The sequence below is a fragment of the Streptomyces sp. genome, from assembly GCF_036524955.1.
GTDB lineage: Bacteria > Actinomycetota > Actinomycetes > Streptomycetales > Streptomycetaceae > Actinacidiphila.
The window spans coordinates 1-12,184 of sequence record NZ_DATDBG010000218.1 but is presented as its reverse complement, the minus strand read 5'-3'; the positions used below and the strand labels follow the sequence as shown (position 1 = coordinate 12,184).

The window sequence follows — 12,184 nt, the reverse complement described above, 5'->3', positions numbered from 1 at the left end:
CCCTGCGCCACGCCCTCGAAGCGGGGCCGGCCCTCCGTGCCGTCCGGCACCACCAGGCCGAGCGGCAGGTCGTTGGCGATGACCTTCCACGCCACGCGGGAACGGCTCAGCTCCCGCTTGAGCCACTCGAGCTGCTCGCGGCCGAGGATGCCGTCCTCACCGGTGGTCTGGGTGTCCGGCGAGTTCGGGTCCCCTCCCTCGGGCGTGCAGGGGGACACCCCGGCCGGCGGCCGGCCCTCGTCCGCTGCGAGGGGCCGATCCCTGCGGGGCGCCGGGCCCTGTGTAGTCGAGCGACATGCCGTGCGGACGAACGAACGGTGAACTGCCCAGAAGCGCGGGGCGCCGTGGAAGCCGGCGGTCACAGGGCGGGCGGTTCACGGACGGGGGCGGCCCGGCTTCTTGGACGTTGCGGCCGCCGTGGTCGTCCTGGGCCCCTTCGCCGTCTTCGCCGCCTTCACGGCGGCCTTCGCCTGCTGCTTGTACGCCCGCACCTCCGCGAGTGACTGCGGTCCCGTGATGTCGGCGACCGAGCGGAACGACCCTTCCTCGCCGTAGGCCCCCGCAGCCTCGCGCCATCCGCGCGGCTGGACGCCGAGCTGCTTGCCCAGCAGCGCCAGAAAGATCTGTGCCTTCTGCTCGCCGAAGCCCGGCAGCGCCTTGAGCCGGCCGAGCAGCGCCCTGCCGTCCTCGACGCCCGTCCAGACGGCCGCCGCGTCACCGTCGTACTCGGCCACGAGGTACTGGCAGAGCGCCTGCACCCGCTTGGCCATCGACCCGGGGTAGCGGTGCACGGCCGGCTTCCCGGAGAGCAGCGCGGCGAACGCCTCCGGGTCGTACGCGGCGATCGCGCGTGGGTCGAGACCGCCGGCGCCGAGCCGCTGCGCGATCGCGTACGGGCCGGAGAACGCCCACTCCATCGGGACCTGCTGGTCCAGCAGCATGCCCACGAGCAGGGCGAGCGGATCGCGGCCGAGCAGCTCGTCGGCCTCGGGCTGCTGGGCCAGGCGTAGGTTGATGTTCATGCCACCACCTTCGGGATTCGCCCTCCCCGCGCGTACGGCTCGCCGACTGGCTAGCGTGGGAATCAGGACGTAGACGACATACGTCACTTTATCCTCGGATGACGGAGTCTGGATCATGACCGAGTTCCCGGAAGGCACTCCGTGCTGGGTGGACGCCATGTTCTCCGATCTGGAGGGTGCCAAGCACTTCTACGGTGACGTGCTGGGCTGGACCTTCGGAGAGAGCGCCGGCGAGTACGGCAACTACACGCAGGCCTACTCGGAAGGGAAGGCGGTCGCGGCCGTCGTCCCGCCGATGCCGGGCGCCGAGGGCCAGTCGGCCTGGTGCCTGTACCTGGCCTCGCGGGACGCCGCGGCGACGGCGGAGAAGGTGAAGGCGGCGGGCGGCGAACTGCTGATGGAGCCGATGCAGGTCGGCGACTTCGGCACGATGGCGCTCGCGAAGGAGCCGAGCGGCGCGGTCCTCGGCGTCTGGCAGGCGGGTCGGCACCAGGGCTTCGAGAAGCGCGGCGAGCCGGGTTCGTACGTCTGGGCCGAGATCTTCACGCGCGACCCGGACAAGACGGACGCCTTCCTGCCGAAGGTGTTCCCCTACAAGGTGCAGAAGATGGCCGACGAGCACATCGACTTCAAGGTCTTCCGCATCGGCGACAACGCCAATCCCGCGCTCGGCCGGATGAAGATGGGCGAGGACTTCCCGCCGGACATGACGTCCTACGTCAATGTCTACTTCGCGGTCGCCGACTGCGACGCGGCGGTCAAGCGGGCGGTCGATCGCGGGGCGAAGCTCCAGTTCGGCCCGATGGACACCCCCTACGGCCGGTTCGCGGCCATCACCGACCCCCAGGGTGCGAACTTCTCGGTCATCGACATGCGGAAGACCGAGGGCGAGATGCCGCAGATGCAGGACGCGTAGCGTCCCGCACACCTGTGGGCCGCGGGCCGGCGGCGTGCGCGATCAGCCGGCCACATCCGCGGACGTGGCCCAGGATCCCGTTCTGCCTCGCGGGCACGGTCGGCTCGATCGCTCGTCGCGATCCCCGGGGCGCGGCCGCGCATCCGTACGCCACCGTTTCGGCCAGGAGCCGGGCCGCGCCCAGGAACCTCGGTACCCGACAGCGGCGCGGTCCGGGTGGGCCCGACCGCGGTGCGGGCGGCCGCATCCGTGCCCGGTCCGCCCGGTCCGCCCGGTCACGGACCGTGGACGGCGCGAGCCTGTCGATCTCCGTCGCGGGCGGGAACCCCCGCATGCTGCGAAGCCCCGCGGTGCCGTTGGCGAGCCAGGGCGTGTTGTCCTCGGCCACGGCCCACGAGTGCGATCAGCCGGACCGCCGCCCGGCACTTCCCGCGCCACCGGGCGTCGGCACGCTGTCACTGAAGCGCCGGGAGCTCGGTAGGTCAGGAAAAAGGTGACATAAGCCCTTGACTCTTGATAGATGGGGAGGAAGTATATCTATACACCAGAAAACCGGAGCGAGCCGCGCCGTCGGCGGAGACGTTCGTTGATGTGTGCGACCACTTGCTGGCTCTGGCCAGGCCCCCGGCAGATCCTCTCGACCTCAGGGCTTTCAGTGACGGCTGGAACTCATGGAATCGAGACGGACTACCGGGGACTGCATGTCTGTCTGCATACCCCCGGTCTGCGCATGCGCGGACCGGGGGTCGCTGGTTCAAGGCCGAGCATGTCGCCGATGTCGGCGGGATGCACCGGCCCCCCGATCATTTCGCGCCCGCGCAGGCCGCCGCCGCAGTGCCATCGTCGTCGGAGTGCGGGTCGGGCGCGGTGCCTGTCCTCCCATCCCCCTGACCAGTGCGATCGCACCAGTGGCACAGCCGAGCCTGCGCGGCGGTCGCTCGCACGCTGTCGGCCTCGTTCACGCGGCGCTCCTGAACTGCATCCGCAAGTAGGCGTCGAACGCGCGGGCACCGAGCAGGCGGCGGGTGTGCACGAGCACCTTGGCGGCCGGGGTGACCACATAGCGGGCACGAGGCCTGGTGGCGGTCGCGGCGTGCTCGATGACCTTCGCGACGGCCTCCGCCGGGGCCGACAGCCGCTTCGAGCTGTAGGACTGTGCCATCTGCCGCTCGGCGGTGGTGTTCAGCTGGGCGTAGGGGCCGGAGGGGGCGGCGGAGCCGGCCAGGGTGTGGGCGGCGGTGTCGCCGAAGCCGGTGCGGATCAGGCCGGGCTCAATCAGGCTGACCTTGATACCGAAGGGCGCGACCTCGAAGCGCAGCGCGTCGGTGAGCGCCTCCACCGCGTACTTGCTGGCGTGGTAGTAGCCCCCCGCGGGGAAGACCAGTCGGCCGCCCATCGAGCCGACGTTGATGATGCGGCCGTGACCCGCCTCGCGCATGCCCGGCAGGACGAGCTGCGTCATCCGGGCGAGACCGAACACGTTGGTCTCGAACTGCCGGCGAACGCCGTCCAGGCCGGTCTCCTCGACGGTGCCGTACTCGCCGTAGCCGGCGTTGTTGATCAGCACGCCGACCGCGCCCTGCTCGGCCTCGACGGTCGCCACGACCTTGGCCCTGGACGTCTCGTCGGTGACGTCCAGGGCCAGGGTGCGGGCCCCTGCCTCGGCGAGGTCGGTCAGCGTCCCGGGACGGCGGGCGGTGGCATAGACGGTGAACTCAGGGTTGCGGACCAGGCTCAGCGCTGCGGCCCGGCCGATACCCGAGGAGGTTCCGGTGATCAGCACTGCGGTGGTCATGATGACTCCTTGAGGGGGGTATCGGGATGGTCCAGGCCCGCGACCAGCAGGGCCACGCCGTGGCGCAGCCGCCGGGCAGGGGCATCGGGGTCGGACAGGTCGGTCTCCAGGCCGCGGGTGAAGATCAGGAGGAGCTCGGCGACCTCGACGGCGTCGGCGTCCGGACGAGCGGCGGCGACGACGCCGGCGAGCACGTCGCGCATGGCGGTGTTGTAGGCGTCCAAGAGTTCTGCGGACAGGCGGGTGTCGACGCCCAGCAGCTCGGCCGCGTGCGCGGGACTGTCGCGCCACAGCCCCACCGCCAGCCCGAGCTTCGCCTCCAGCACCCCGGTCAGCCGCTGGACCGGCTCGCCCGGTGCCTGGGCCGCGGAGCGCGCGTCCGCCAGGGCGGCGTCCAGCAAACGCGCAGCCAGGCGGCGGAAGGCGTCCTCCTTGTTGCGCACGTACTGGTAGACGCCCGGTCGGGACATGCCCGCCTGCCGGGCGATGTCGTCCATGGTCGTGCGCCGCACGCCGTGGCGGGTGAAGCACGCGTAGGCCGCATCCAGGATCTGCTTGAGCCGTTCGTCGTCCACCATTCTGACAATATTTGCATGAAACGTCAGAACGTTCAACGCCTCGGGGCGTTCTTCACGACGGAGTGGAGGTGTCATGAGCGCTGCGGCTGCGCCCAGGAGGGCGGCGAAGAAGCCCGCGGCTCACTCCCGCGAGCGGACGACCGCGGGTTCTGCTCCCGGCTCCAGCCGGGAGCAGGTCCGGCTCCGGGCTGACGGGCTCGACGCGGGCTCGACGCGGGCTCGACGCGGGCTCGACGCGCTGCAGGAGGTGATGCGGCGACGGGTGAACCGTGGGTGTGGGTCGTTCGGGCGGTCTTGCGGGCGCGCCACACCCTGTTTTCCGATCAGCGGGAGCGGTCCCGGTTACGTTCACTGTCACCACGGCGACGCACACGGTGGCGACCATCCGTGACCGCCTGGATCGGGGAGGTGAGCGGTGGAGTATGTGAACGCACCATGCGCCGTTCCCGTCTCGCGGCCTGCCGGCCGCGTCGCACGGCGGCTGCGCGGTCTGAGCGTGCTGCCCCTGCTGGCCGGGCTGCTGACCTCCTGCGGATCCAGCAGCTCGGGGCCGACCACGTTGAACTGGTACAACTTCCCCGATGACTCCGGGGCCCTGGCCGCCGCGGCGAGCAACTGCAGCCGCGCCTCGGGCGGCCGGTACCGCATCGTGTACAACAAGCTCCCGCGCACAGCGGACGGCCAGCGTCAGCAGCTCGTCCGCCGACTCGCCGCAGAGGACAGCGCCCTCGACATCCTGGGCCTCGATGTGACGTGGCCGGCGGAGTTCGCCGAGGCCAAGTGGATCCTGCCCTGGACAGGGGAGAACCGGCGGCGCGCCACGGAGGGCACGCTCGAAGTGCCGCTGCAGACGGCGACCTGGAAGAACACCCTGTACGCAGTCCCGTACAACACCAACACGCAGCTGCTCTGGTACCGCAGCGACCTCGTGCCCAGGCCGCCCGGTACCTGGGCCGAGATGCTGAGCATGGCAAGCGCGCTCGCGAAGCAGGGCAAGCCCCACTACGTGGAGATCCAGGGCGCCCAGTACGAGGGGCTCACGGTCTGGTTCAACACACTGGTGGAGAGCGCGGGCGGGTCCATCCTCAACCAGGCTGCCACCGCGCCCTCGCTCGGCCCACCCGCCGTCCAGGCGGCCACGATCATGCGCGACCTCGCCCACTCGCCCGGCGCCGACCCCTCCCTGTCCAACCAGATGGAGGACCAGAACCGGCTGGCCATGGAGTCCGGCACCGCTGCCTTCGAACTCAACTACCCGTTCGTGTATCCGTCGATGAAGGCGAACAATCCGAAGCTGTTCCCGAGCTTCCGCTGGGCGGCGTACCCCGGTGTGACTCCAGGCCGGCCGTCGAAACCGACCATCGGTGGCATCGATCTCGCCGTCGGCGCCTACTCGCACCACCCCGGCCTCGCGTTCGAGGCCGCGCTGTGCCTGCGCAACCGCGAGAACCAGATGAGCGCGGCCATCACCGGCGGACTCCCGCCCACGTTGCGCGCCCTCTACTCCGACCAGGCCTTCCAGAAGAGCTACCCGTTCGCTCCCGAGGTGCTCACGGCCCTGGAGAACAGCAGCATCCGCCCCAAGACGCCCGCCTACCAGAACGTGTCCATCGCGATCTCCCACACGCTCTCCCCGCCGTCCGGGATCAAGCCGCAAAGCGACATCAACGAAATCGGCGGTCAGATCAACGACGCCCTTCAGTCCAAGGGGCTGGTCCCATGAGCCACCGAGCGACCGTCACCGAGGCGGAACCGGCCGAGGAAGCCGCGACCGCGCTGTCCGAGGGGGCGCGACAGGAGCGGCGGCTCGGCTGGCTGCTGTGCGCCCCCGCGGTGGTCGTCATGCTCGCCGTGACGGCGTACCCGATCGGGTATGCGGTCTACCTGTCTCTGCAACGTTACGACCTGCGCTTTCCGAGCCAGGCGAAGTGGGTGGGCCTCAGTAATTACGGGGCGGTGCTCTCCTCCCCGTTCTGGTGGCAGGCGTTCTGGGTCACCCTGGTCATCACCGTCGTCTCGGTGGCCGTGGAGCTCGTCCTCGGATTCGCGCTGGCGCTGGTCATGCACCACACGATCTTCGGCCGCGGGCCGGTACGTACGGCGGTCCTCATCCCCTACGGCATCGTCACCGTGGTCGCCGCTTTCTCCTGGCAGTACGCCTGGACGCCGGGCACGGGGTACCTCGCCGCCCTCCTGCCGCCCGGCGACGCGCCACTGACGGAACGGTGGTCCGCCATCGGGCTGATCATCCTGGCGGAGATCTGGAAGGCCACCCCCTTCATGGCACTGCTCCTGCTGGCCGGGCTCGCCCTGGTACCGGAGGAGACACTGCGTGCCGCCATGGTCGACGGCGCGTCGTCCTGGCAGCGCTTCGCGTTCGTCATGGTGCCGTTGATGAAACCGGCGATCCTGGTGGCGCTGCTGTTCCGCACCCTGGACGCCTTCCGGATCTTCGACAACATCTACGTGCTGACCTCGGGCGCGCACGACACCGGCTCGGTGTCGATCCTCGGCTACGACAACCTGTTCACTTCGCTCAACCTCGGCATCGGATCGGCGATCTCCGTACTCATCTTCATCTGCGTCGGGCTGATCGCCTTCGCCTTCATCAAGCTCTTCGGGACGGCCGCCCCCGGCTCGAGGGAAGGGGAACGCTGATGGCCAGCGCAGGCGCGAAGCACGTCGCGGGCTGGATCACCGTCGACGTCGTCGTGGTCGCCTACGCCCTGTTCCCGGTCTGGTGGATCGCCGCGCTGTCCTTCAAGGACCCCAGCACGCTCACCGACGGCAACTTCTACCCGACCAAATGGACCTGGGAGAACTACCGCGGCATCTTCGACACGTCGGAGTTCACCCGTGCGCTGATCAATTCCATCGGCATCGCTCTGATCGCCACGGTCATCGCTGTGGTCCTGGGCACCATGGCCGCATACGCCGTGGCCAGACTCCGCTTCCCCGGCAAGCGTCTGCTGATCGGTGTGTCACTGCTGATCGCGATGTTCCCGCCGATCTCCCTGGTGTCCCCGCTGTTCAACATCGAGCGCATCCTGGGCATCTTCGACACCTGGCCGGGCCTGATCATCCCCTATATGACCTTCTCCCTGCCGCTCGCGATCTACACGCTCTCGGCGTTCTTCCGGGAGATCCCCTGGGACCTGGAGAAAGCGGCCAAGGTCGACGGGGCCACGCCCGCCCAGGCGTTCCGTCGGGTGATCGCCCCACTGGCCGCTCCGGGCGTGTTCACCACCGCGATCCTCGTCTTCATCTTCTGCTGGAACGACTTCCTGTTCGCGATCTCCCTGACGTCGACCACCCGCGCTCGCACGGTGCCGGCGGCCATCGCCTTCTTCACCGGGAGCAGCCAGTTCCAGCAGCCCACCGGGTCCATCGCCGCCGCTGCGGTGGTGATCACCATTCCCATCATCATCTTCGTGCTGCTCTTCCAGCGGCGCATCGTCGCCGGACTGACGTCCGGTGCCGTCAAGGGTTGACCGGCAGCGGCCCACCAGGACAAGGAGCACCGATCGTGGCCGAGATCGTTCTCGAGGGCATCACCAAGAGGTTTCCCGACGGCGCGTTGGCCGTACGGGACGTCGACCTCACGGTCGCCGACGGGGAGTTCGTCATCCTGGTCGGGCCTTCCGGCTGCGGCAAGTCCACCACGCTCAACATGATCGCCGGGCTTGAGGACATCACCGAGGGCACCCTCCGTATCGGCGGCCAGGTCGTCAACGACAAGGCGCCCAAGGACCGCGACATCGCCATGGTCTTCCAGAGTTACGCCCTCTACCCGCATATGAGCGTGCGCGACAACATGGGGTTCGCGCTGCGGCTGGCAAAAGTCGACAAAGCCACCATCAGGAGGAAGGTGGAGGACGCCGCCCGCATGCTGGACCTCACCGAACACCTGAACCGCAAGCCCGCGAACCTCTCAGGCGGCCAGCGCCAGCGCGTCGCGATGGGCCGCGCCATCGTCCGCAGTCCGAAGGCGTTCCTGATGGACGAACCGCTGTCCAACCTCGACGCCAAACTCCGTGTGCAGATGCGCACCCAGATCTCGCGGCTCCAGCACCGCCTGGGCACGACCACCGTCTATGTCACCCACGACCAGACCGAGGCCATGACGCTCGGCGACCGGGTGGTCGTCATGCGCAGCGGAGTCGTCCAGCAGGTCGGCACCCCGCAGTACCTGTACGACCATCCGCGCAATCTTTTCGTCGCCGGCTTCATCGGCTCACCCGCCATGAACTTCCTTCACGGAACAGTGGAGGGGAACGTGCTGCGCACCATGCTCGGCGATCTCCCCGTGGCGGACGAGCTGCGCCAGGTGCTGGAGCGCAGTAACGCACCTCGGGACCTCGTCGTGGGCATGAGACCCGAAGCCTTCGAGGACGCCGCTCTCGTCGAGCCGGGACGTGCGGGGTCGACCTTCACCGCCACCGTGGACGTGTTGGAGCACCTGGGCTCGGACGTCTACGCCTACTTGAGAGAGGAAGGCTGGCAGCCCGCTGCCACGTCGGATCTGGAGGAGCTGGCCGCCGACGCCGGTGTCCAGGAGACCGGAGCGCGACAGGACCAGATCGTCACCCGGCTCAGCACGGGGACGGGGATCCGCGAGGGCAGCCGCGCGGAGCTGTGGGTGGACACCTCCAAGATCCAGGTGTTCGACCCGCGGACCGGCGCGAACCTCACCCACCCCGACAACGACGGCGGGTGAGGTTCGCCGGACCGGGCCAGTACGCGCTTGTGCGGTGCGGTCCCGCCCCGTCGCAGGGTCCGGTCGGAGCACAACGGCGGGGGGATGGTCCGGTCGTTGCCGCAGGTGACGACCACGGTGTCCCCGCCCGAACCTCGCACGGTCTGAACCGGGAGAAGTCACGCAGGGCCCCAGCCCTCAGCGGTGGGGCCCTACGTCTGCCCTGGTGGGCGGGGTGCGGAGGATAAGAGATTCCGGCTCCCTCAGCCTCGACCACAGAGCGTTGGCGGGGTCGGTCAGGTGAATGCCGGTCGAGCTCGCGGCGGCCCCGGTCAAGGGTCGGCCCGGGTCCTGAATTCGTACTGACGTACTACGGGTGAATGTGCGCAGATTGCGATGTGCCCGGGGCCGGATACCGGCACTCTGCTCAGTGTGCATCTGAGTGGCGCTTGCGCGGCGAGTGGCCCGGACCGTCCGCGACGCAAACCGGTCCGCCGTTCGCGGGCTCGGCACTCGCCCGCAGACTCGACAGGTTCGCGGTGGATGCGCAACGCACGTAGCGGAGCCCGGACACAGCAGGGGCGCTGGCCGGGCCCACCCCGGCGGTGCCGTGCAGCCAGGGGGCGCCGCGCCCAAGGGAGCGGGCGGCTGCGAGGCGGAGGAGGGACTGTGTTGTGTCAGCCGGGGGAGCACGCGTGACGGTTGAACGAGCCAGCGGCGCTTCTGCGCCGTCGTCGGCCCATACGCATCCGCGTCGCCCAGCCGGTGAGGACCGCCGGAGGAGCGTGCCGCGCCATGTCGCGTGCGTGATGGACGGGAACGGCCGGTGGGCGGCACAGCGGTCCTTACCGCGCACGTCGGGTCACCGGGCGGCAGAAACGACGGTGATCGACGTCATCGAGGCGGCGCGGACGGCGGGAGTGGGGTGGCTGAGCCTGTACGCGTTCTCCACCGAGAACTGGCGACGCCCGAGCGACGAGGTCGACTTCCTCATGCGACTGGTGCGCCGCGTGGTGCGCAAACACGCCCCGTTGCTGCACGCGCGCGGCATCCGCTGCCGGTTCCTCGGAGTGGCGGACCCGAGGATCCCCGCACCGCTGGCCCGGGACTTCGCCGACCTGATGACGCTGACCCACACGAACCGGGGCATGACGCTGACCGTGGCGTTCGACCACGGCGGACGCAGGGACATCGTCGAGGCGGCACGGTCCCTCATCCGCAGCGGGGTGCCGGCCGATGCCGTCGACGAGCAGCACTTCGCCGCTCATCTGCCCTTTCCCGACACACCCGATGTGGACCTCGTCATCCGGACCTCCGGTGAGCAGCGCATCTCCAACTTCATGCTCTGGCAGGTGGCGTACGCCGAGTGGATCTTCCCACCGGTGCTCTGGCCCGACTTCCGCGCGCCGCACTTCTTGGAGTGCCTGCACAGCTACCAGCAACGCAATCGCCGCTTCGGCGGTGTGACGCCGCACGCGATCGGAGAACATCACCCGTGACGGACACAGACGGCAGCCGCCCCAGGCGCACGCGTTCCGGAGCCACCGGTCACGACGGTGACCCCGCACGGCCGACCGCCGAAGCGCAGCCCGGATCCCTGTTCGGTTCCGACTCGCAGTTCCACCGGTTCTTCAACGATCCGCGCTGGGCGCTGGCCATGGTCAGAGCCACGGTGCTGGAGGCAGCCCACCCGCAGATCGGCGCGGCCCTGATCGACAACTCGACGTTCGTGGCGCACCCGTGGCGACGGCTGCGCAACACCGTCGTGAGCCTGCAGCGCATGTTCGGCGACGACGACCACACACGGCAGAGGGAGGCGGCGCGGCTCAACCGCCTGCACGCTCGGCTGAGCGGCACCGACGCACAGAACCGGCCCTACGACGCCATGGACCCCCAGGCCCGCGCCTGGGTGGTCGCGACGCTGTTCGAGAGTTCCGTCACCATGTGCCGACTGAGCGGGCAGCCGCTCGACCAGACCACCATGGAACGGCTGTACGCCGAATTCCAGGCATTCCTTGCGGCCTTGGGTGATCGGGCCGGCCACCTGCCGCCCACGTTGCAGGAGTTCTGGCAGTACTACGACCACATGGTCCAGGAGGAACTGGAGAACACGGAGGCGCTGCGCATCATCCTCTACAAGCTCTTCGACCATCTCCCGGCGCCACCCCTGCTGGACGGCCTGCCCACCGTGTGGGCGGCGGGCCGCGCGCTCGCCGGCCCGGTCATCGGCACGATCACCGTGGCGTCCCTCCCCGAGCCCTTCCGCCGGCGGGCGGGTCTGCCCGAAATCCCCGGCGCCCAGACGCTGATGCACAGCGCCTACATGGCCGTCGGCCTGGCACGCTTCCTGCCCGACAACTGGCTCCAGACCGAGAGCCTCACCAGCCTGCTCTACCTGTCCTCGGACAGCGACAACCCCCAAGCCGCGACGCTCACCGCGCTGCGCGGCCGGATGAAGCGGGCCGGCGCCCTGTTCCGGCTGGTCACACCCTTTCCCGTGCAGCCCGGCGGTCCCGCCGAGGGAACCGGGCCGCAGCGGAGCGCTGACGAATTCTTCACCGCAGTGCTGGACCAGACCGGGGACGGCTACCTGGACTGGCCCGATCTCGCCGCCATGGCACGGGAGTTGTCCGCCCGCCTCGATCTGGACGAACCGGAGGAGACCAGGCTCTACAACGCGTACGCCGAGTGGTGGAGGGAACTCCACGCGGCCCTCGACATCGACGGCGATGGCCGCATCAGCAAGGAGGAGTACGCCGCCGCAGTCCCCTCTCTCGCCGGGCCCGCGCTGATCAGGGTCGCCGAGGTGCTCTTCGACGTCACCGACGCGGACGGCAACCAGTTCATCGAGGCGGACGAGTACCGGGCCCTGTTCCGGACCGGGTTCCGGCGCACCGTGGCCGGCGCCGACGCAAGGTACTCCCGCAGCGCGTTCGTGAAGGAATTCCTCTCCTTCATGTCGGGTCGCCAGCGCTCGACCGCCTACGACCCGCTGCTCGCCGAGGCGTAGGACGCCCTGAGGGGTTGCCCCCCACACGCCGCTGTCCGCAGCGCCGGATTGCGGCCACACCATGCCGCTCGGCGATCAGGTCACGGATGCTGGGCGTGGGGTGCCGTGGAAGACCTGGTGGGTGTGCCAGGTGCGGTGGGCCGCGGCGATGGGGCGGGTGCCTGGCT

At 69.6% G+C, this 12,184-nt stretch carries 10 protein-coding genes and 1 pseudogene; 7 read left to right on the top strand and 4 right to left on the bottom strand.

Annotated features, from left to right (window positions below; genetic code table 11):
• Both VIW71_RS17870 and VIW71_RS17865 read right to left on the bottom strand, forming a co-directional pair.
• Nucleotides 1-185 (bottom strand): annotated as a pseudogene (locus VIW71_RS17870) (alkaline phosphatase D family protein); the annotation flags it as partial.
• A gap of 189 nt (nt 186-374) precedes the next feature.
• Nucleotides 375-1,022: an HhH-GPD-type base excision DNA repair protein gene (locus VIW71_RS17865; RefSeq protein WP_331623334.1), complete on the bottom strand. Its 648-nt coding sequence runs from the start codon at nt 1,020-1,022 to the stop codon at nt 375-377.
• Between the two features lie 115 nt (nt 1,023-1,137).
• On the opposite strand from VIW71_RS17865, the gene VIW71_RS17860 reads away from it, so the two are divergent.
• A complete protein-coding gene (locus VIW71_RS17860) occupies nt 1,138-1,938 on the top strand; it encodes a VOC family protein (protein WP_331623333.1) in 801 nt (266 codons plus the stop codon).
• Nucleotides 1,939-2,896: 958 nt separating this feature from the next.
• Here the strand turns inward: VIW71_RS17860 and VIW71_RS17855 are convergent.
• Together VIW71_RS17855 and VIW71_RS17850 are read right to left on the bottom strand one after the other, a co-directional pair.
• Nucleotides 2,897-3,733 carry an oxidoreductase gene (locus VIW71_RS17855; protein ID WP_331623332.1) on the bottom strand — a complete coding sequence of 279 codons (837 nt, stop codon included), beginning with the start codon at nt 3,731-3,733 and terminating at the stop codon, nt 2,897-2,899.
• On the bottom strand, nt 3,730-4,311 hold the full coding sequence (locus VIW71_RS17850; RefSeq protein ID WP_331623331.1) for a TetR/AcrR family transcriptional regulator: 582 nt from the start codon (nt 4,309-4,311) through the stop codon (nt 3,730-3,732). Before VIW71_RS17850 ends, VIW71_RS17855 begins: the two co-directional genes overlap by 4 nt.
• A 415-nt stretch (nt 4,312-4,726) precedes the next feature.
• Between VIW71_RS17850 and VIW71_RS17845 the strand changes: the two genes are divergently transcribed.
• From VIW71_RS17845 to VIW71_RS17820, 6 genes are all read left to right on the top strand, one after another.
• On the top strand, nt 4,727-6,034 hold the full coding sequence (locus VIW71_RS17845) for an ABC transporter substrate-binding protein (RefSeq protein ID WP_331623330.1): 1,308 nt from the start codon (nt 4,727-4,729) through the stop codon (nt 6,032-6,034).
• On the top strand, nt 6,031-6,969 hold the full coding sequence (locus VIW71_RS17840; protein ID WP_331623329.1) for a carbohydrate ABC transporter permease: 939 nt from the start codon (nt 6,031-6,033) through the stop codon (nt 6,967-6,969). The genes VIW71_RS17845 and VIW71_RS17840 overlap by 4 nt, the downstream gene beginning before the upstream one ends.
• Nucleotides 6,969-7,802 carry a carbohydrate ABC transporter permease gene (locus VIW71_RS17835; RefSeq protein WP_331623328.1) on the top strand — a complete coding sequence of 278 codons (834 nt, stop codon included), beginning with the start codon at nt 6,969-6,971 and terminating at the stop codon, nt 7,800-7,802. The genes VIW71_RS17840 and VIW71_RS17835 overlap by 1 nt, the downstream gene beginning before the upstream one ends.
• A 35-nt stretch (nt 7,803-7,837) precedes the next feature.
• The gene (locus VIW71_RS17830) at nt 7,838-9,028 is read left to right on the top strand and encodes an ABC transporter ATP-binding protein (RefSeq protein ID WP_331623327.1); all 1,191 of its coding nucleotides are present in this window, start codon (nt 7,838-7,840) and stop codon (nt 9,026-9,028) included.
• Nucleotides 9,029-9,792: 764 nt separating this feature from the next.
• Nucleotides 9,793-10,506 carry a polyprenyl diphosphate synthase gene (gene uppS, locus VIW71_RS17825; RefSeq protein WP_331623326.1) on the top strand — a complete coding sequence of 238 codons (714 nt, stop codon included), beginning with the start codon at nt 9,793-9,795 and terminating at the stop codon, nt 10,504-10,506.
• A 98-nt stretch (nt 10,507-10,604) separates the two neighbouring features.
• The gene (locus tag VIW71_RS17820) at nt 10,605-12,017 is read left to right on the top strand and encodes an oxygenase MpaB family protein (RefSeq protein WP_331623335.1); all 1,413 of its coding nucleotides are present in this window, start codon (nt 10,605-10,607) and stop codon (nt 12,015-12,017) included.
• Nucleotides 12,018-12,184: the final 167 nt, after the last annotated feature.

Bases quoted from the DNA above. Each gene is read 5' to 3' on its own strand.
- VIW71_RS17865 (WP_331623334.1), bottom strand. From the start codon at position 1,022: ATGAACATCAACCTACGCCTGGCCCAGCAGCCCGAGGCCGACGAGCTG.
- VIW71_RS17860 (WP_331623333.1), top strand. From the start codon at position 1,138: ATGACCGAGTTCCCGGAAGGCACTCCGTGCTGGGTGGACGCCATGTTC.
- VIW71_RS17850 (WP_331623331.1), bottom strand. From the start codon at position 4,311: ATGGTGGACGACGAACGGCTCAAGCAGATCCTGGATGCGGCCTACGCG.
- VIW71_RS17840 (WP_331623329.1), top strand. From the start codon at position 6,031: ATGAGCCACCGAGCGACCGTCACCGAGGCGGAACCGGCCGAGGAAGCC.
- VIW71_RS17835 (WP_331623328.1), top strand. From the start codon at position 6,969: ATGGCCAGCGCAGGCGCGAAGCACGTCGCGGGCTGGATCACCGTCGAC.
- VIW71_RS17855 (WP_331623332.1), bottom strand. From the start codon at position 3,733: ATGACCACCGCAGTGCTGATCACCGGAACCTCCTCGGGTATCGGCCGG.